The sequence below is a fragment of the Agrobacterium sp. DSM 25558 genome, assembly GCF_900100825.1.
GTDB lineage: Bacteria > Pseudomonadota > Alphaproteobacteria > Rhizobiales > Rhizobiaceae > Agrobacterium.
The window spans coordinates 76390-96128 of record NZ_FMUD01000012.1; the positions used below are offsets into that span (position 1 = coordinate 76390).

The 19739-nt window shown below is 57.1% G+C and carries 17 protein-coding genes; 3 read left to right on the forward strand and 14 right to left on the reverse strand.

Annotation, left to right across the window (positions count from 1 at the left end; translation table 11 throughout):
- The first annotated feature begins 50 nt into the window (after positions 1–50).
- Together DSM25558_RS12415 and DSM25558_RS12420 are read left to right on the forward strand one after the other, a co-directional pair.
- Positions 51–1127 carry a DUF917 domain-containing protein gene (locus DSM25558_RS12415; RefSeq protein WP_077105076.1) on the forward strand — a complete coding sequence of 359 codons (1077 nt, stop codon included), beginning with the start codon at positions 51–53 and terminating at the stop codon, positions 1125–1127.
- Positions 1124–2662 carry a hydantoinase/oxoprolinase N-terminal domain-containing protein gene (locus DSM25558_RS12420; protein ID WP_077105077.1) on the forward strand — a complete coding sequence of 513 codons (1539 nt, stop codon included), beginning with the start codon at positions 1124–1126 and terminating at the stop codon, positions 2660–2662. The genes DSM25558_RS12415 and DSM25558_RS12420 overlap by 4 nt, the downstream gene beginning before the upstream one ends.
- Positions 2663–2731: 69 nt before the next feature.
- Here DSM25558_RS12420 and treY read toward each other — a convergent pair whose 3' ends face one another.
- From treY to DSM25558_RS12480, 12 genes are all read right to left on the reverse strand, one after another.
- Positions 2732–5224 carry a malto-oligosyltrehalose synthase gene (gene treY, locus DSM25558_RS12425; protein ID WP_077105078.1) on the reverse strand — a complete coding sequence of 831 codons (2493 nt, stop codon included), beginning with the start codon at positions 5222–5224 and terminating at the stop codon, positions 2732–2734.
- Positions 5225–5307: 83 nt separating this feature from the next.
- Complete coding sequence (locus DSM25558_RS12430; RefSeq protein ID WP_077105079.1) at positions 5308–6195, reverse strand: ribokinase; 888 nt, start codon at positions 6193–6195, stop codon at positions 5308–5310.
- Positions 6192–7067, reverse strand: a complete 876-nt coding sequence (locus DSM25558_RS12435) for a MurR/RpiR family transcriptional regulator (protein ID WP_077105080.1) — start codon at positions 7065–7067, stop codon at positions 6192–6194. The genes DSM25558_RS12430 and DSM25558_RS12435 overlap by 4 nt, the downstream gene beginning before the upstream one ends.
- Positions 7064–8041: an ABC transporter permease gene (locus tag DSM25558_RS12440; protein WP_077105081.1), complete on the reverse strand. Its 978-nt coding sequence runs from the start codon at positions 8039–8041 to the stop codon at positions 7064–7066. Before DSM25558_RS12440 ends, DSM25558_RS12435 begins: the two co-directional genes overlap by 4 nt.
- Positions 8042–8057: 16 nt before the next feature.
- Complete coding sequence (locus DSM25558_RS12445; protein WP_077105082.1) at positions 8058–9584, reverse strand: sugar ABC transporter ATP-binding protein; 1527 nt, start codon at positions 9582–9584, stop codon at positions 8058–8060.
- 60 nt (positions 9585–9644) lie between these two features.
- Positions 9645–10709: a sugar ABC transporter substrate-binding protein gene (locus tag DSM25558_RS12450; RefSeq protein ID WP_077105083.1), complete on the reverse strand. Its 1065-nt coding sequence runs from the start codon at positions 10707–10709 to the stop codon at positions 9645–9647.
- Between the two features lie 92 nt (positions 10710–10801).
- Entirely contained in the window at positions 10802–11773 is a 972-nt protein-coding gene (locus DSM25558_RS12455) for a sugar phosphate isomerase/epimerase family protein (RefSeq protein ID WP_077105130.1), read from the reverse strand.
- A gap of 229 nt (positions 11774–12002) precedes the next feature.
- A complete protein-coding gene (gene rbsK / locus DSM25558_RS12460) occupies positions 12003–12923 on the reverse strand; it encodes a ribokinase (RefSeq protein WP_077105084.1) in 921 nt (306 codons plus the stop codon).
- A gap of 8 nt (positions 12924–12931) precedes the next feature.
- Positions 12932–13792 carry a carbohydrate ABC transporter permease gene (locus DSM25558_RS12465; RefSeq protein ID WP_244554181.1) on the reverse strand — a complete coding sequence of 287 codons (861 nt, stop codon included), beginning with the start codon at positions 13790–13792 and terminating at the stop codon, positions 12932–12934.
- 73 nt (positions 13793–13865) lie between these two features.
- Entirely contained in the window at positions 13866–14975 is a 1110-nt protein-coding gene (locus DSM25558_RS12470) for a carbohydrate ABC transporter permease (protein ID WP_077105086.1), read from the reverse strand.
- A gap of 99 nt (positions 14976–15074) precedes the next feature.
- Positions 15075–16736 (reverse strand): ABC transporter substrate-binding protein, encoded by a 1662-nt coding sequence (locus tag DSM25558_RS12475; protein ID WP_077105087.1) that lies wholly within the window; start codon positions 16734–16736, stop codon positions 15075–15077.
- Positions 16737–16796: 60 nt separating this feature from the next.
- Positions 16797–17858: an ABC transporter ATP-binding protein gene (locus tag DSM25558_RS12480; RefSeq protein WP_077105088.1), complete on the reverse strand. Its 1062-nt coding sequence runs from the start codon at positions 17856–17858 to the stop codon at positions 16797–16799.
- 361 nt (positions 17859–18219) lie between these two features.
- Between DSM25558_RS12480 and DSM25558_RS12485 the strand changes: the two genes are divergently transcribed.
- Positions 18220–18660 (forward strand): RbsD/FucU family protein, encoded by a 441-nt coding sequence (locus DSM25558_RS12485; protein WP_077105089.1) that lies wholly within the window; start codon positions 18220–18222, stop codon positions 18658–18660.
- A gap of 105 nt (positions 18661–18765) precedes the next feature.
- Here the strand turns inward: DSM25558_RS12485 and DSM25558_RS12490 are convergent, their stop codons facing one another.
- Together DSM25558_RS12490 and DSM25558_RS12500 are read right to left on the reverse strand one after the other, a co-directional pair.
- A complete protein-coding gene (locus tag DSM25558_RS12490) occupies positions 18766–19275 on the reverse strand; it encodes an RNA polymerase sigma factor (RefSeq protein WP_077105090.1) in 510 nt (169 codons plus the stop codon).
- A gap of 219 nt (positions 19276–19494) precedes the next feature.
- Complete coding sequence (locus DSM25558_RS12500) at positions 19495–19728, reverse strand: DUF6894 family protein (protein ID WP_077105092.1); 234 nt, start codon at positions 19726–19728, stop codon at positions 19495–19497.
- Positions 19729–19739: the final 11 nt, after the last annotated feature.

Consider the following 19739-nt stretch of genomic DNA (forward strand, 5'->3'; position numbering starts at 1 on the left):
CTGGTCCCGCAGTGTTGCGGGGCCACAGATGCCATTGCCGAAGGTGACACATGCTTCAGGAATTTGCAGAAGAAAACATCGAGCCGCTGGCCACAGGCGCGTGGATTTTGGGTACGGGCGGCGGGGGCAATCCCTATATCTCGACGCTGAACCTCAGACGGCTCTACGCCGAGGGAAAGCGCGTGCAGGTCATGGACCCGATGGCGCTTGACGATGACGATATGGTCGCCGTCGTCTCGATGATGGGTGCACCGCTGGTCAGCCAGGAACGTCTGGGCGATCCTGCCCATCTGGCCCGTGCAGTCGAGGTCATGGAAGATTTTCTCGGCAAGCCGTTCCGCGCCATCATGAGCGTGGAAATCGGTGGGTCCAACGCCATCTCGTCCTTCCTCGCCGCAGCCATGTTGGACCGTCCGGTGGTCAATGCCGATGCCATGGGCCGCGCCTATCCGGAAGCGCAGATGACCTCTTTTGCCATCGGCAACCTGCCGATGTTTCCGCTTTCGCTGGTCGATGTCCGCGACAACGAAGTGATCGTGACGCGCGCCGCATCCTGGAAGTGGATGGAACGTATCTCCCGCAAAGTCTGCACCGAAGTCGGTTCGACCGCTGCCACCTGCAAGGCTCCCCGCACCGGCAAGGAAGTCAAAGAGTGGGGCATCCACTACACCGTCACCAAGGCGGTTGAACTTGGTCGTGCCGTCATGGACGCCCGCACACGTCATGACGATCCGGTCAAAGCCGTTCTCGATCATGAAGGTGGCAAACAGCTTTTCCGCGGCAAGGTCATAGACGTGGCGCGCGAAACGACCGGTGGCTTTTTGCGCGGACGCACCATTATCGAAGGCAGTGATGCCGACCGCGGTTCACGCATGGAACTGGGCTTTCAGAACGAATGGGCCGTCGCCTTCCGCGATGGTGAACCCGTGGCAATGACGCCCGACCTCTTATGCCTGCTCGATACGGTATCCGGCAGCGCCATCGGCACGGAATCGGTTCGTTACGGACAACGCGTGACCGTCGTTGCCCTGCCGGCACCGGAACTGCTGACGACACCGGCCGGAATAGCCGCAGTGGGGCCGCGTGCCTTCGGTTACGACATTGATTTCAGATCGGTATTTTCATGAAACGCATCGGTATTGACGTAGGCGGCACCAACACGGATGCCGTCCTGATTGATGGTGATACGATCATCACCTCCATCAAGGTTCCAACCACAACGGATGTCCTATCGGGCGTTCGCGCCGCACTCGCGCATGTGTCTGCCCACCCGCAGGCGGCTGGTCGCCCGGTCGATGCGGTCATGATCGGGACCACCCATTTTACCAACGCCGTGGTGGAGCGAGCACGGCTGGAGCGCGTGGCGGCCATCCGCATCGCGCTACCAACAGGTGCCTCCCTGCCGCCGATGTGCGACTGGCCGGACGACCTGCGCACCGCTATCGGCCCGATGATCTTCATGGTGCATGGCGGCCATGAATATGATGGCACACCGCTGGTGCCGATGATACCGGATGAAATTCGCGAAGCGGCGATGAAAATCCGTGACGCTGGCATCACCTCCATCGCCATTTCTGCGACATTCTCGCCCCTGACGACGGAATGCGAAGTGAAGGCCGCCGAGATCGTTCGTTCGGTCATCCCGCAGGCACGTATCACGCTTTCGCATACGCTCGGTCGCATCGGCCTGCTGGAACGCGAAAACGTCGCCATCCTGAACGCTGCCTTGCAGTCACTCGGCAAGACAACCGTTCAGGCATTTTCCGATGCGCTCCGCGATGCAGGCGTTACCGCCCCGTTTTTCCTGACGCAAAATGATGGCACCGTGGCGCTGGCGGACGTTGCCTCAGCCAGTCCCGTCCATAGTTTCGCATCCGGTCCAACCAACTCCATGCGCGGCGCGGCTTTCCTGACCGGACTGACCGATGCCATGGTTGTCGATGTTGGTGGGACAACGTCGGATATCGGTTGTCTGGTGGGAGGCTTCCCACGCGAGGCGAACAACATCGTCCATATCGGTGGCGTGCGTACTCTGTTCCGGATGCCTGATCTGTTGCCGATAGCGCTGGGCGGCGGCACGATCATCGACCCGGAAACCGGCAAGATCGGCCCGCGGTCTGTGGGTTATCGCATTCTCACTGAGGCGCGCGTTTTTGGCGGCGAGACATTGACGACCTCTGACATCGCCGTTGCGGCAGGACTGATCGACATAGGCGACCGCGACCGGGTGAAAAACCTCGACCCCGCTTTCGTGAAGGCAAGCCTTGCCCGCATCCGCGATATGGTCGCCGACAATTTCGACCAGATGAAAACCTCGGCTGATGGCGTTCCGCTGATTGCCGTGGGCGGTGGCGCGTTTCTGATACCGGATGAAATTCCGGGCGCGTCCGAAGTGCTGCGTGTGGAAAATGCCGGTGTGGCCAATGCGCTGGGTGCCGCCATGGCGCAGGTTTCCGGCGAGGTCGATCAAGTGTTTTCAGGCATGAGCCGCGATGAGGCGCTGGCAAAGGCGGAAGCCGATGCGCAAGAAGCTGCCGTCGCCTCTGGTGCGGGACGCAGTACGCTCAAGACCCTGGAAGTCGAGGATATTCCGATCGCCTACCTGCCGGGCGGTGCACGCCGCGTGCGGGTTCGTGTCATCGGCGATATCGATTTCAACTGATAAAATAACCGGCGGTGATAGCCGCCGGTTATGATCAAGCAACGATTATGAAAATCGCAAGCCGTGCGATTATCTTGACCGAAGCAATGCAAAACTCTGCTCAACGTCCAACGTGTCGCCCAGTTCAAGCTTTGTTTGGGTCATCACATCGATATAGCCACGTTTAGAGAGCTCCTGCGGAAGCGAAATCTTGGCCTTCAGTGAAGCAAGATTGCCGTTGTCTTGCGTCGACAAACGCGGTGCTATCACGATTAGCGCACCCTCAGCCGTCGTCCTCGCATAAGCCACGACGCGATTTGCATCATCGCCGGTCACTTCTAGAGGCAGATAGCGTCCTTTGCTGAACAGTTCAGGAAGCTCGCGGCGCATATGAAGGACGGTCGCGATAAGTCGCTGTTTCGCCTCCCCACTTGCCTCCCATTCATCGCTTTTGTCAGAATTATCGATTGCTGCAAGTTGTGCCTCAAACGCTTCGAAATCCGACTCGCGCCGGTTATCGGGATCAACAAGGCTGAGATCGAGACCTTCGCTTCCCTGGTAAATGTCTGGCACGCCGGGCGCAGTGAGTTTGATGAGCGTTTGAGCGAGGCTGTTCGACAACCCGGCTTTAATAAAGGGGACTAAGGTTTCGCTGAAATCTTTCAGAAATGCTTCGTTTTCCGGTGAAAGAAGCTTGCGCGCGTAACCGACGACGGCTTCTTCGTAGACGTCGTTGCTATCGCCCCAATTGGTGCGAAGCTTTGCTTCGCGCAAGGCCTTCTCTACATAGGCGGCGAAGCGGTCCTCCAGCGATTTCAGAGCTCGCTCATCCGTCGTTTCGAGGTCGGAAGGCCACGCACCAGCAAGAGCTTGGTACAGCATCCATTCCACTGCCGGCTCCGGTGCGGGGCCATCGTCCAGCGCCTGTTTGAGACCAGCATTCATAGCCTGCCAGCGCTTTACGGCACCGGCCCAAAGTTCAGGTGCCTCCGTGAGTGCATAGAGCCGGGCGCGAGCGTCTTCACCTCTTTTGGTGTCGTGGGTAGACGTGGCCGACAGGGCGTCTGGTTGTTTATCACGCCTCTCGGTCATTTCGGCGTGGAAACGTTCAACGGAATATGGGTGGGGTAATGGTTCTGCGCCGACTTCGTTGAGTGCGAGAGCCATGTTCTGCCTGTAGAAAAGCGTATCTTCGACCGACTTCGCCATAAGCGGGCCGGTAAGTTGCTGGAAACGGGTTCGGAATTCGTATGCCGCCTGCCCTTCCTCGCTGCGCAAAATCCGCTGCAAGCTGTGCAAAGCATCTGTATCCGGCACGTGAGAGCTGGAGTTGATCGTGTTGACCACCTCTGCCAGCACCGCATCGCTTTCCTGCGGCAGGCCATCTTGGGTGCCGTAGGTTCGATAGACCGGAAACGAGACGACGAGTTCGCGCAGTGCGGCGCGGATGGCCTCTTCACTCGGCCGCGGCTTTTCCGTTTCTGTATTGAGGATGTTCTTTGCCTGTGCGACAAGTGTGGCGAACTCGCCAGCGAAATTCTTGTCAACCATCAGCAGTTTAGCGTCTCGCAATTGCGACGGCATGTGGACGGGTTGGCCAGAGACTGCCTCATAAGCCGTCTGCAATTGACCGAGCTTGTCATTGTCTACGAACACATTGCTGAGGGCAGCGATGAATTCGTAGCCGGTGGTGCCGGAAACGGGCCAATCGGCAGGCAAAGACTCGCCCGCGCCCAGTATTTTTTCAACGGTGATATAGCAGTCCGGCCCGGCTTCAAGGCGCAGGCGCTCCAGATAGGCCTTGGGGTCTGCAAGGCCATCCACATGATCGACGCGAAGACCATCGACCGCGCCGCTGCGCACCAGCTCCAGAGTGAGGCGATGGGTATCGTCAAAGATTTTTGGGTTTTCCACCTTGACGCCCGCCAAGCCAGTGACTTCGAAAAACCGGCGATAGGAAAGATCGTGGCTGGCATCACGCCAGCATGTGAGGCGGTAAGGCTGTTGATCGTGAAGGTCCGCGATGCGTCTTTTATCGGTCGTTTCGAGCAGTTCCGCGTTTCTACCGGCATAGGAGGCGGGGTTCAGCGGATAATGGGCATCGTGGTAGCACAGAGCGGGCTTGCCCGTGGTGGGGTCAGCTTTGATCTGGATTTCGTCCGCTTCTAGTGCATCCGCAAAATCCGCGCCGAGAAAAGGCAGCGTCAGCCGGCGGGACCAGTCTATATCGAAATGATGAGCATAGCGGCTTTCCGCGCCATGCTCGATGACATCTCTCCACCATGGGTTTTCCAGCGACGCTGCCATATGGTTTGGCACGATATCCAGAATGAGGCCAAGCCCTTCCCCCTTCAGCGCTTGTGACAGCCTGTCGAAGCCCTCTCGACCGCCGATTGCCGGGTCTATCTCGTTGGCATACGTGACATCATATCCGTGTGTCGAACCCGACGTCGCGGTAAAAATGGGCGATGCGTAGAGATGGCTGATGCCGAGTTTCTTGAGGTAGGGTGTAATCTCTGCGGCGCGATCAAGGGTCATGCCGTTGCGAAACTGAATGCGATAGGTTGCTGTGGGAATGGTCATACGGCGCTCCAGTGGGAGAGCAAGCCCAAACCGGATGGGCGCGATCTGGTTCCACTGTCGCGGTCGAAAGATGCGTCTTTACGTCAGCCACGATCTTTCTCAGGCGTGCTGACCAAAACAGCCGCTGCCTTGTTTGCCATGTGCAAAGCATCGATCATGGCTTTTCCCAAGGCGATTTCGGAGGCTAGCACGCCGATGAATTCATCTCCGGCACCGTGTGTACTTTCAACCCTTATCTTGATGGCCGGGATTACCGTCTCTTCGCCGCTGCGACTTGCATAAGCAACACCGGCACCGCCCGCCGTGACTACGACTTGCGGATAGGATTTCGCTAGAATTTTGGCGGCGGCAAGAGCCCCATCGAGTGTTTCCACCACAGGGGTCGCGGCCAGCATCTCGGCCTCGATAGCGTTGACGACGAGGATGTCGATGTGATGCTGGATATCCTCCGAGAGTGCGCGCGCTGGTGCTGCATTGATAAGAACGCGGCCACCGGCTTGCTTCACAGCTTTTGCAGCCGCGACATTGGCGACATCGGAAATTTCATTCTGGAGCACCAGCACAGTCGTCTTCGACAACAGTTCTCCAGCCGCTGCAATATCGGCATCGCCAAGAGTGAGATTGATGCCGGAGACAATCACTGCACCGTAATCGCCCTCGTCATCAAAGATGGCCACGCTCATGCCGGTGGATTGGGACGCATCGCGCCGGACGAAGGTGTGATCCACGCCTTTGCGTTCCAGATTGGCAAGAAGAAAGCGTCCGAAATCGTCATCGGCAACCGCACCGATCATAGAGGTGGCGATACCCGTGCGTGCTGCCGAGACTGCCTGATTGCCGCCCTTGCCACCGCTTTTGGGGTGCCATGAGGTACCGGTGACCGTCTCGCCCTTGCGTGGCCGCGATGGCCCCATGACGGCAATATCATAATGCAGACTGCCGAAAACGGTGACGAGAGGCGAGGATGTCATGAAGGCTTATCTTTCCGTTTGGATTTGACCGCAGACATGGTCCGGTCAAGATTTCGTTCCGCTGATTGATAATCGCGTTGCGCGACCGCCATGAAGACAGCGTCGAGAATATTCAGTTGTGCAATACGTGCCGCTGCGTTTTCCCCCATAAGGGGAGAGCCCTGAGCCGTGGAACAGAGGACAACGTCAGCGGCCTGTGCCAAAGCAGACGAGTTGTAGTTGGTGACGGCAATTGTCTGCGCGCCATTGCGTTTGGCGAGCTGAAGCGCCTCGATGATGGCCGTCGTATTGCCCGAATGGGAGAAGCCGATAGCGATATCGCCCTCGGACAACAGGGCTGCCGACATCAGCATCATGTGCACATCATCGAACACGCTGGCGCGCACGCCGATGCGCAGGAATTTGTGCGAGACGTCCCGCGCGATCTGCGCCGAACCGCCAACACCGTAGAAATCCCGATGCTTCGCGCTATGGATGAGGTCCGCTGCTTTGTCGAAGGCAACCATATCCAAAATGGAAAGTGTTTCCTCCAGGGCATTGATGGAGGTGCGGAAAACCTTCTGAACGATCTCAAGCGACGTATCATCCACCGAGAGTTCCTGGTGCATTTCGGCAGTCGGTTGGCGGTTATACTGGCTGACGGCCGTGCGGAAATCGCGGTAGCCGGAAAAGCCAAGCTTCTTGGTGATCTTAACCACCATGGCTTCGGAAACACCGGCATCGTCTGCAATCTGCTTCAGCGATGTCTCATCGCTGAAGTCACGCAAGGCAAACACGGTATCGACAACCTTCGCTTCGAGCGGCGTCAGCAAGGGCATCATCATGCGAATGCGCGGGCCGACGGCCTTTGTGTCGAAGCTTTCGGAATTCATTCTCTTCCCCTTGTCGCACGATCAATCATCATGGCAACGAGGATTATAAGGCCAGTGGCGAGCAGTTGATAGAAGGCCTGAACATTCATCAACGTCAAACCATTGCGCATTGCACCTAAGATGATGGCACCCAAAATTGTGCCAAGAATGCTGCCCTTGCCGCCCATCAAAGATGCGCCACCAATGGCCGCTGCCGCGATGGCATCGAGTTCCCAAAGGTTACCAAGGATCGGTTCGGCGGCACCAAGCCGACCGATGAGGATGAGCGAGGCCAATGCGGCCAGACCACCGGAAATGACATAGGCCGTAATCTTGGTGCGGGCGATGGGAACGCCTGCAACATAAGCGGCTTCCTCGTTACCTCCGACCGCCATCAGATATTCACCAATCGGCGTTTTCTTTAGCAAGACCCACGCGGCAATGGCAACGACCGCTACGATCAGAACAGGTGTCGGAATGCCGAAGAGATTGCCGTTGAACAGCGAGCGGAAGCCGGGAGGAATACCGAGAACAGGATTACCGCCGGTGTAGATCAGCGCGATGGCGCGGTAGGTGCTGAGCGTTCCCAGTGTGACGATGAAGGGTTGCAGGCCGACATAGGCAACGAGCCCGCCATTGATAAAGCCGCAGAGAACGCCAACGCCGAGGCCCGCGAGGATTGCTAGCGGTATTGGCGTGCCTGCGACGAGCAGGCTGGCGGTGACGACGGCGGAAATGGCAGCCGTTGGGCCAACCGAGAGATCAATGCCGCCAGAGATGATGACGAGCGTCATGCCAAGCGCAAGGCACGCATTGATACTGGACTGCTGGAGAATATTGACGAGGTTTCGCTCAGAAATGAAGCCCGGAACCAGTGCGGCAAACACCGCCATGATGACTATGAGACCGATCAGCGTTCCCGCATCGCGCAAAGAAAACGAGAAGCGGCGGAAGGCCGGAGCGGAGGTGGCGGGCGCATTGGAAGTGCTGGTCATTGGTTGTCCTGTAGGTTCACACGGGTCGCGCAATGCGTGCGTCATCCGCATCGGCATTCGCCCCTGGAATGGCATGCGCGACAATCGCGCTTTCGCTCAGTTGATCACGTTCAATGGTCGCGGCAATCCGCCCTTCGCGCATGACCAGCACGCGGTCTGACAGGCGGATGACTTCCGGCAGTTCGGAAGACACGACGATGATGGAATGGCCCTCACGGGCGAGGTCTTCGATCAGGTGATAGATTTCCGACTTGGCCCCGACGTCGATGCCGCGGGTCGGCTCATCGAACAGCAGGATTTGCGACTTGGCCGCCAGCCAGCGCGCGATAATCGCCTTTTGCTGGTTACCGCCGCTGAACAGGCGGATCGGGCGATCCAGTTGGAAAGGCCGCAGATTGACGCGCTTCAGCAAATCCTTCGCGGTAGTACGAAGCTTGGAATTGTTGATCATACCGCCAGACGAAAAGCTGCCGAGGGAGGCCAGCGCCATATTGGTGGCGACGGGACGCAAGGGAATGATGCCTTCCCGCTTGCGCTCTTCCGGCACCAGTCCGATGCCAGCTGCAATCGCATCACGCGGATTGGCGAAGCTTTGCTCCTTGCCGTCGATGCTGATCGATCCCGCGCTCAAACGGTCGACACCCGCCAGCAGGCGCAAAAGCTCCGTGCGGCCAGATCCGACGAGCCCGGCAATGCCGAGAACTTCGCCCTTGTGCAGCGTGAATGAGACGTCGCGAATTCGCGTGGCCGAGGACAGGTTTTTTGCTTCAAGCTTGACGGTATCGGTGACGAAGGAATTATGCTCTTCCTGCATCAGCTCACGACCGACCATCTTGGCGATCACGTCGGTTTCCGAAACCTTGGCAAGATCGACAATGTCCACCAGCTTGCCATCGCGCATGATGCTGGAGCGTTGGCAGATGCGGAACACCTCATCCATCTTGTGCGATACATAGATAATGGAAACGCCGCTTTGCGACAGGCTGGCGATGACCTCGGCCAGACGGTCGAACTCGCTGGGTGTCAGGCTCGATGTCGGCTCGTCCATGGCGATGACCTTCGCCTTGTCGAGAAGTGCGCGGCCGATCTCGACGATCTGGCGCTGCGCGACTTTCAGGGACGAAATGGGAGCTGAAGGATCAATGCTTTTGTCGATCATCGACAGCGCTTCGGCAGCGCGGGCTTCCTGCTCGCGACGGGATACAAACATGCCACCCATATGTGTCAGCGAATGACCGAGAAACATATTCTGGGCGACGCTCAAATGCGGCACCTGCTGAAGTTCTTGATGGATCATCGCGATACCGGCGGCACGGGCATCCATCGGCTTCTTGAAGGCGACAGCTTCACCATCCACGAAGACGGTACCGGATGTCGGGCGAAACACGCCGGACAGGATGCGCAGAAGTGTGGACTTGCCGGCACCATTTTCGCCGAGGAGTCCGTGGATTTCGCCGGGAGCCACATCAAACGAAACGTCCGTCAGCGCGTTGACGCCGGGAAAGCTCTTGGAAATCGTCTCGAATCTCAGTCGTGGCGTCATCGTTCCACCTCTTGGCTGATGGAGATGCCGAGGATACGTCGGCACCTCCTTGAGCGTTGGTTACTTGGCAGTCTTGGCGTCTTCCATCAGAACGGCGCGCACATCGACGCCCTCGCCCTGATAGCGGCTGAGGTTATCTCCAGTGATCAGCGCCTGCGGGGTGGCAACCACGCGCGGCAACTTCTGGCCGGCAACCAGACGCAGTGCAGTTTCGAGCGCGACTTCGCCCGTCAGAACCGGGAAGCTGTCCACGGTGCCGGTGAGTTCGCCAGCCTTGATCGAAGCATAGGCATCGGAAATGCCATCGGTACCGAACACTGCGACTTTACCAGCAAGACCTGCAGCCTTGACCGCCTCGACAATACCCAGCGCCATGCCGTCATTGTTGGCGTAAAAGCCAATCAGGTCAGGATGCTGGTTGAGGATGTTGGTGGCAGCGTCATAAGATGTCTGACGATCCCAATTGCCGGGAACGCTGGCAACGACCTGGAACTTGTCGTTCTGGGTAATCGTGGACTTGAAGCCATCGGTACGCTGCACGGCGGCATAAACACCGGCCTGTCCTTCAACGATCGCCACCTTGCCGCCCTGTGGGCGGTTCTGGATGAACCACTTGGCAACCCGCACACCATTATCGCGCTGGACATTACCGACATAATGTTCCGCCTGCGGAATGACGGCATCATTGACGTTGACGACCGGAATATTGGCGGCCTTAGCCTGCTCGATCACCGGCTGTAAGTTGGCATCCGTCTGCGGCGAAACGAGCAGAACATTATAGCCCTGCGTGATCATGCCTTCGGCAATCGTCAGCTGGCCCAGTTGGTCGCCTTCGCTCTGAGCTGCCTGATAGGCAACGGGAACGCTGACCTTCTTGCCGAAAGCCTCATATCCGAGACCGAGCGAGCGCCAGTATTCATTGGTCAGCGTCTTCGAAACCGCGCCAGCCTTCGTGCCTTCAGGCAATTTCGGGAATGGACCAAGCTTGGCTTCAAGCTGCGACCAATCCATGCGGTCTTTTTCCGTGTCGGAATTGAGCGGCGCAAGTTCCTGCGCAAAGGCTGCGCTGAACAGGAAGCTGGCGGCAAGCCCCGCAGCCAGTGTCGTCTTCAAAAAGGTCTTCATCGGTTTCCTCCCGGATGGTGTTGTTTTCGGCACACCTTCGGCGCGCCTTTTGGTGAAAAGGTTGAGATATTGAGGCTGTTGGCGGTATCGGATCAGCCGAGCATCAGCTCCTGAATGACGGCCTGCGCGGAAACGGCATCCTGACGCTCGACCGCACCAGAAAGACGGTTGTCCTGCTCGATACGGTCCACGATTTTCAGCATGCGCTTCACGGTCTGTATGTTCACTTCACATTCGTGAACGGGGTCAAGGCCGGTCATGTCAGGGAATGTGTCAAAATAGATTGCGCCGTCATAACCATCCTTGCGGATCTGGCGCAGAAGCTCGATCGTCTGCTGCGTGTGAACAGCGCCGACCATCAGACCGTCATCACGCTTGGCGTAACCATCATTGAGGTGGACGCCGAGGACGCGGCTGTAACGGGCAATCAGGGCGGCAGCGAAAGCAGGCTGCTCGTCGGCGTAGAGAACGTGGGCAAAGTCCAGCGTCACGCCAAGATTGGGCATGTCCACATCCTTGATCGCCAGAAGTGTCGTCGCGCAATCGGGCATCAGGCTGTAGGAGCGCGGCTCGTTCGGCTTGTATTCGATGCTGATGAGACAATCCGGGTCATGCGCACAAACTTCACGGATTCCATCAATCTCGTGTTGCCACAGCGTGTGGTAATCGGCCTGGAAGGCGTAGTCGAAGCCATCCTGCCCCAGCCACAGCGTCATCAGGTTGGTGCCAGCAGCACGTGCAGCATCGATACCCTTCTTCGTCAGATCAATCGCTTCACGCCGAACAGTCGCATCAGGATTGGTGAAAGCACCGATCTTGAAAGCCGGATTGGTATAATAACGCATAGCAAAGCCATTGATCGCGAGGCCGTGATCGCCGATCTGGCGTGCAAGAAGCGCCGGATCATCGGCCACATGGTCAGGATAATTCAGGTCAAGATCCGTCAAACCCTCAACCTTTGCCGCACGCTTTGCCATTTGCAGCATGGTCGGCTTGCCGGAAAGGTCAGGCCACTCGGCAGCGGGCTTCGAGGCGAAGGAATTCAGTCGGGTGGCGAATTTCAATTGGGTCACTGGTCTTGCTCACTTCGGTCGTTGTTAACGCAACTTCACAAATTAATTTTATTTTGTAAAGCTATATATGTTGCGCATCGTATCTTTTCGTTTGGAACCGCCGTTTTGTGATCTTATCCTTCGCCATCAAGACGCGCGGAAACCAGCCGCCGGAATTCTAGCGGCCATGAATGGTTTGGCATGACAAAGGCCACGAATTGCGTAGCCAAATTCCGTGGCGTCAGCGCGCCATCACAGCCTCAATTTCAGAAAGCATCGGCATTGCAGGGGCCGTTCCGCGCCGCGTAACGGCAATACCCGCCGTCGCACAACCGAATCGCACGGCCTGCACCGGCCCTGCACCTCGCGAGAGCGCGGATGCAAAACCACCGACGAACGCATCACCGGCCCCGGTGGTATCTATTGCCGGACCACACGACGTGGCAGGCACATGCACGGACTGCCCCGGCGCATGAAACAACACGCCGCGTGCACCCAGCGTAATGATGGCCACGCCGACACCACGGGACAGGAAAACGTCGCCAGCACTTTGCGCATCATCAAGCGTATCGATTGGAAAGCCGACCAGGGTTGCGGCCTCCGTCTCATTGGGAATGATAAAATCGCAAAGGCGGTACATTTCCGCCGGAAACGCTTCAGCCGGTGCGGGATTGAAAATCGTCGTGACACCGGCGCTGCGAGCAATTTTTAGCGCATGTAGGGCAGCTTCTACCGGCTGCTCAAGTTGCGTGACGAAGACTGCCGACTGCGCAATGGTTTCCTGTGCCGCCTCCACATCGCTGACATCTATTGTACCCGCTGCTCCCGCATAAACGATGATGGCATTATCGCCGGTGCTGTCATTCACGTAGATAAAGGCGGCACCTGTCGGCTGGTCATCCATGATTGTCAGCTTTGTCGTCACGCCAGCCTGCTCATAGGTTTTCAGCGCAAGATCGCCAAAGGTGTCGCGGCCGATCTTGGAAATAAACGAAACCTCGGCACCGGCCCGTGCTGCCGCAACCGCCTGATTAGACCCCTTGCCACCCGGACCGACGGAAAAGCCACTGCCGGTTATGGTCTCGCCCAGAGCAGGCATGCGCGGTGCAAGATAGGCGGTATCGGCAACGAAAATGCCAAGAATGGAAACGCCAGACTTCATGTTAGACCTCATTTAACAGCGCCCGCAGTCAGACCCTTCACGATGTAACGCTCCAGGAAGATGCCGACGAGGACGAGCGGCATAATGGCCGCAGTAGCGATGGCAGCCATGGACCACCAATTGATGCCCTGTGAGCCTGTCTGGCTCGCGACCATCACCGGCAGCGTCTTGGCATTGGAACTCGTCAGAAGCGCGGCGAAGAAATATTCGTTCCAGCATAGAATAATTGAGAGAATGAAGGCCGCGACCATGCCCGGCAGGGCAATAGGCAGAACGATCCGCATGAACGCACCCCAGATGGAGCAGCCATCCACCAGAGCTGCCTGCTCCAGCTCAACCGGGATCGTGTCGAATTGATCGCGCATGATCCAGATGACGATGGGCAGAACCATCAGCGTATAGACGAGGATGAGACCGACCAGCGTATCGAGCAGCATCAAGTGCTTGTAGAGAACCAGAAACGGCATCGCCAACACAACAGGCGGCAGGATGAGTTGCGACAGGAAGAAGAAGGAGATATCCTTATTTCTCATCCAGAGAAATTTGTAGGAAAAGCGGCTGAGCCCATATGCCGCCAGCGAGCCGATCAGCACGGCCAGGAACGATGCGCCCGCCGAAGCGACGATGCTGTTGAAAAAGCGGCGGATGAACTCATCGCGGACGGTCGATTGGGCAAAGATCGTGTCTGGAGACAGACCCAGCGAACGCCAACCTTTCCAGTCCGGCGTAAAATCCACGAAGGGAATAAGATGTCCCTGCGTCACGTTCACCGCTGTTTTGAACGAAGTGGTAATCGTCCAGTAAATCGGAAACAGCGAGATGAAGGCCCAGAACACCAGAGCCGCGTAGATCAGTAGACTGCTGGTCATAAATTGTGGGCGGCGTGCCCAAAGGCTTGGCCGTTTCGTGGATGGTTCATTTGTGATTGCCATGGCGTCGACCTCAGTTCTCACGTTGCATCCATCGGCTCGCCCCTTTTAGGATGAGTGCGACGAAAATGATGATGATGACGAGATAGAATTCCGCGAGCATCGTGCCGTAGCCGACATTGGAGCGGTCACGATATTCGCGGAAAATGAAGCTCGACACAGTATCCGTCGCGCCGCCCGGCCCGCCTGCCGTGACGTTTATGACGATGTCGGCAAGCTTCAGCTGAAAAATGATGCGCAAAATGATGACGGTGATGCTGACCGGCAGCATCAGCGGAAAGGTGATTTCCTTGAAACTCTGCCATCCCGAGGCACCATCCACCTTCGCCGCCTCCTTGATTTCAGAAGGTAAGGCTTGGAGGCCCGCGAGCAGCAGTATCATCATGAAGGGAATGGACACCCAGGCATCCATGGCGATGATCGAGGAACGGGCAAGCCATGGCGTGGAAAAGAACGCAGGATTATCCCAGCCCAGATGACGCGCAAGCGTCGCTGCCGGCCCAAAACGATATTCCATCAGCGATTTGCCGATCATCCAGCTTACGGCAACGGGGCTGAGCATCAGCGGCAGCAGGAAAGCAACACGGAAGAACTTACGTGCTTTGATTTCGGCGTTCAGCAGCAATGCCAGTCCGAAGGCAATGGCATACTGGACCAGCACCGACAGAACATAATAGACCATGTTCAGCAGCGCGTTCCAGAAATAGCGATCCGCAAACAGGGTGCGGAGGTTATCGAGACCATTGAACCGGCGGCCCGCCACCGCACTCAGGTTCCAGTCGGTAAAGGCGATATAGAGGCCGAAGACGGTTGGAAAGACTACCATGGCAACGGTAAAAAGAACGGCAGGCAGTACAAAAGCGGCCCGCTGGCCCGCCTCCCCGCGGATCATGACTTGTGCCGCGCACAGCGCCACGGCCCAGATGACATAGGCGAACAGCAGCGGTCGCCAACTGACGAAACCAAAGGCGGTGATGCCCGCCACATCGGTTATCTGCGCAAGAAGGACGCCAAAGAGCAGCACCGTCGCGGCCACCAGCAGCAGCTTGCCGCGCCGTGCGGAGCTTGGTGGAACGAGGCTTCGCTTCACGGGGCTGATGGTTTGCGTAATCGTATGCGACATGGGCAGACCTCTGGGCTGGTAAGCCTAACGGAAGACTATGGCTCAGGCGGCGAAAGCCGTGCCGCCTGAGTTATTGCTGAAACTCGATAGCTGCTGGGGTCAGCCTCCGAGCGACGCTTTATAGAGCGCAACCTGCTTGTCTCGGCCAAGCTGGTCGGTGAGCTTTTCCCATGCCGCAGCGATGGCATCGGCCCCGGCCTGAGCGCTGGCCTGACCGGCAAACACCTTGGCAAGTTCATCTTCCGCTATGCTGTAATATTGGAAGATGCCCGGAATACGCGGCTCGATGGCGGCATTGGGGTGGTTGTAGGAGTTCGACTGCGAAGCGAGATAGTTCGAGATAAACGCTTCGTCGTAACCAGCCGTCACCCATTCCTTGATGTCGAACTGGCTCTTGCGATAGCACTGGAAGCCGGATGGATAGGCCGCTGTCCACAGCGCGATATCCTTGCCGCCGAGATGAGCCGCTGCACTCCAGGCTGCCTTCTTCTTTTTCTCGTCACTATCGACCCGAGACATGACGTATACGCCCCAGCCGAGATAGGCCATGTTCGGTGCATAGTTCGGGCCACTGGCAAGCTTTTCCCATTTACCCGTCTTCGCGTTATAAACGTCGTCCGAGCCCGGCAGAATATCGAAGCCGATCGTGTCACCCACGACCGAACTATCGCTGGTACGCGCGGCAGCACCCACATCGCCCCACCACGACACCATAGAGCCGGTTCCAGCCAGAAACTGCTGGAACGCCGTGGTGCCCGGATCGGCGTTGAGCTGGTCGCCCGCCTCTGATGGCAAGGCATCGATAACGTCCTGAATGGCACGAACCCAAGCGGGGTTGTTGATGCGCGGCTTCATCGTATCAGCGTCGAACAGCCACGCTTTGTCATCCGGATGCTTGGCATAGGCCGTCGCACGGCTGCCGAGGAAGTAGAAGCCGAAACCGCCCCAGGCCTTTGGTGCATCGAGATAACCGATGGCATCAGTACCACCAATTTTCTTGCCCTTGAGGAATTTGGTGACTTCCTGAACCTTCTGCCAGGTCTTCGGCACGCCCCACTCGCCTTGATGGCCTTCGTCCTTCCAGGCTTTGGCAAGGTCGGCATCCGTGAAATAATCGGTGCGATAGTTGAAGTTGTGGCAATCGCCATCGACGGAAACGCGGTAGGTCTTGCCATCCCACGTACCGACGGGCGCTTTCAGGTAATCGACATAGTCGTCCATGTCGATCTGGGCCTTGACCCAGTCGGGCATTTCCGAGGCGAGCCCCTTGCCGCAAACATCGCCTTCGAAGGGAGCGCCCATTTCGAGAAGGTCGAAATCGACCGTGCCGGTGGCAATGGCCTGCTGAAGGCGTGGATTGTAGTCGGCTTGCGCCAGATCGATCCAGGTAATCTTGGCCCCGGTGTAGTCTTCCCAAGGCTTGAGGAAACCTCGAAATAGAACGTTGTGAAGGTTCTGGTTGTTGAGGCCCATGAAGGACAGTTCGACACCGGCAAACTCGCCTTGCTTGACGTTCTTCTTCGTCGCCTCAAGGCACATCTCGCCAACTTTTTGCCAATCGGCATCGGTGGGAGAGCCCTTGCCCACACCCGGCACCTGCAAGATTTGGCTGCGCAAGGATGCATCCTGCGCATAAGCTGCTCCAAGCGGACCCAGCATACTGCCCGCCGCAGCCACGGCACCCAAGCTTGCGCCCGTTTTCAAGATGGCACGGCGGCTCAGGCCGATCGCCATCATTCTCTCGAAATCACTGACTTTCATGCGGTTCTCCTCCCGTTGATTGTTATCGTCGCTTTTCTCCTCGCAGCGACGACCAGAGCTTTAGTCCAGCCTCAGCCCGCTTTCTCCATCGAACAGATGGACCAGCGCCACCTCAGGCGTCATGGCAATCGTACCGCCCGCGGGCTCTTCCACGCGGTCGCGAAACACACCGATGATCTTTTGCTGTCCGAGTTTGGCAAAGACCTGTGTTTCCGAGCCGGTGGATTCCACCACAGTGACCTGCGCGCTGACAGCACCGCCAAGCATGAAGTGCTCCGGTCGAATACCATAAAAGGCAGACTTGCCATCTGAACCAGCAGGCGCACGCGAAAGCGGCAGGCGAATGCCATCATCCGTTTCGAAGTATGGTTCTGCGGCGCTGCGAATATAGCCTTTGATCAAGTTCATGGACGGGGAACCGATGAAACCGGCGACAAACGTGTTGGCAGGCTTGTCATAAAGCGTTAGCGGCGAGCCAATCTGCTCGACCCGGCCATCACGCAACACGACGATGCGGTCGGCCATGGTCATGGCTTCCACCTGATCATGCGTCACATAGATCATGGTCGTGGCCAAGCGACGCTGCAATTCCTTGATTTCGGCACGCATCTGCACGCGCAGCTTGGCATCGAGATTGGATAGCGGCTCATCGAACAGGAAGACCTTGGGGTCGCGCACGATCGCCCGCCCCATGGCCACACGTTGGCGCTGGCCGCCGGAAAGCTGGCGGGGGTAACGGGTGAGATATGGAATGAGATCGAGAATTTCGGCGGCTTTGCGGACCCGGGCGTCGATATCGACCTTGGTTTCGCCGCGCATTTTCAGCGCAAAGCCCATATTCTCCGCAACGGTCTTGTGCGGATAGAGTGCGTAGCTCTGAAACACCATTGCGATATCGCGGTCTTTCGGCGGCAGGTCGTTGACCACCTTGCCGTCGATCTGGATATCGCCAAACGTAATCGGCTCCAGCCCTGCGACCATGCGCAGCAGCGTCGATTTTCCGCAGCCGGAAGGCCCCACCAGAACGACGAATTCGCCGTCGGGTATTTCAACGGAAACGCCATGGATCACCGTCAGGCTGCCATAGGCCTTTCCGACATTGACGATATTCATCGATGCCAAAAGCTTTTCTCCTCCCACGGTGTCGCGCACTCCTCGCGACGTCGCGCCTCCCTTTGAATGGGCGGATGCCGCCACCCGCTGCACCCGCCATCATCATCTTATCCTTGGGAGGACATCATCCGTTTTCAGAACTTCACACATCTTTATGATTTTGTAAATTGCACTTTCAGAACTTCTTAAATATTTTCCTCTTCGGCAAACGAAACTGAGCCACGGAAGAATTTTCAGGCGGAATATTTAATGTATTCAGGTGGCGCAACGAGAAGACTCGGAGGGGATTTGCGTACCACTCAATTGCACACATTACGAATATGATATAACTCGTGAAGAATAAGTCTGCAGTTCCAGGGAGGAGAAAGCAGTGCTCAAAGGGATCGACCCTATTATCAATGCTGAACTGATACACGCCCTGATGCTGATGGGACATGGTGATCAGTTGGTCTTATGCGATATCAATCATCCTGCACAAACCATCGCGCGTCAAACGACTTATGGCAGCTTGATCAATGTTTCAGGATGCGGGCTGGAGCGCGCTGCGTATGCCATTTTGAAGCTATTTCCTCTGGACACATTCGTTGATGCACCCGTAAAGCGCATGCAGCTCGTCGGAGACCCCAACGGCCAGGTTCCGATTTTCGCGACCATGCAGGGTGTCGTTGACAAGGCAGAAGGACGCCCTGTCGAGATCGAGCCGTTGGAACGGTTTGAGTTCTACGAGGCCGCGAAGAAGTCCTTCGCAATTGTAAGAACATCTGATCCGGGGCCATATGGCTGCTTCATTTTCAGCAAGGGCGTCTGTTAAGCGCTACTCCAAACGAGGAATAGCGCAATAAAAACCCAGCAATCTGGTGGTTGCCGGGTCGTAAAAGTAACCGTTTTGGCTTCTGGAAAGAGGGCCAATGCGCCCTTAGATGGCGGCGACCGTGGACATGGTGTCTCCCATGTGGTTGGCCAGAAAGTGCTTTGCCCGGTTCACACGGCTTTTCACCGTGCCGACAGAGATTTGGCATTCACTGGCAGCCGCGTCGTAAGCCTGGCCATCTTCGATAACGAGGTGAAAAACGTGCCGGTAGACGGGCGGCATTGCTGCCAATGCACGATCATATTCTATTTTGCGGATAGCCCACTCCTGCGGGGATGATGCAGCGGGAATGAGGTGTTCCATGTTGTTTGTTCCCACAGTAACCCGCCTGCTCTTTTGATAAGCGGTGTGATGCGCGTTGCGCATGATCGTGAACATCCACGATTTGAGACTGGTTCCTGGTGTAAAGGAAGGAAGCGCCCGAAGAGCCTTGAGCAGGGTTTCCTGAACCAGATCATCCACATCCGTCTGGCTACGGTGGAAACGCCACGCGAACTTCTGAAGAGCGGGTATAAGAGAGACAACTTCCTGCTGGATACTCAACTCTGCTGACATGCCCTTGATCTCCTTGTTTGAGCTAGATCAAGTCGCAGAGAGCCTCATCGTTCCGGTCAATGGCAGACAGTACGTTAGCGTACCATTATATCTAATAAGCTTGCATAGGCTGCGATTTAGCATAAGTGCTGCTGCGTTTTTGGGCGCGTTGTTCAACCGTATTCAGCAAGTCGTGGCACGATGGTAAACGGTCTTTTGTTGTTGTTACTGGCTCTGTTGTCAATCAAAACGCACCGCTGTTCTGAATGGAACTCTTCCAGCGATATCACCGTTTTCGGTGGTAATTTCAAATATCTCGCCGTCTATCACCTCACCCCGCGCCAGACGCTCAGCCAGTATCTCGCGCGCGGCCTGAAAGGCTTCATCACATGCTGCTTCGAGCGTGTCGAATTCCGCTCCCTCCGGGTCTCGTGCCAGTCTCCCATGGCTGCGGACGTGAAAGTAGTATCGCATTGCAGTTCTCC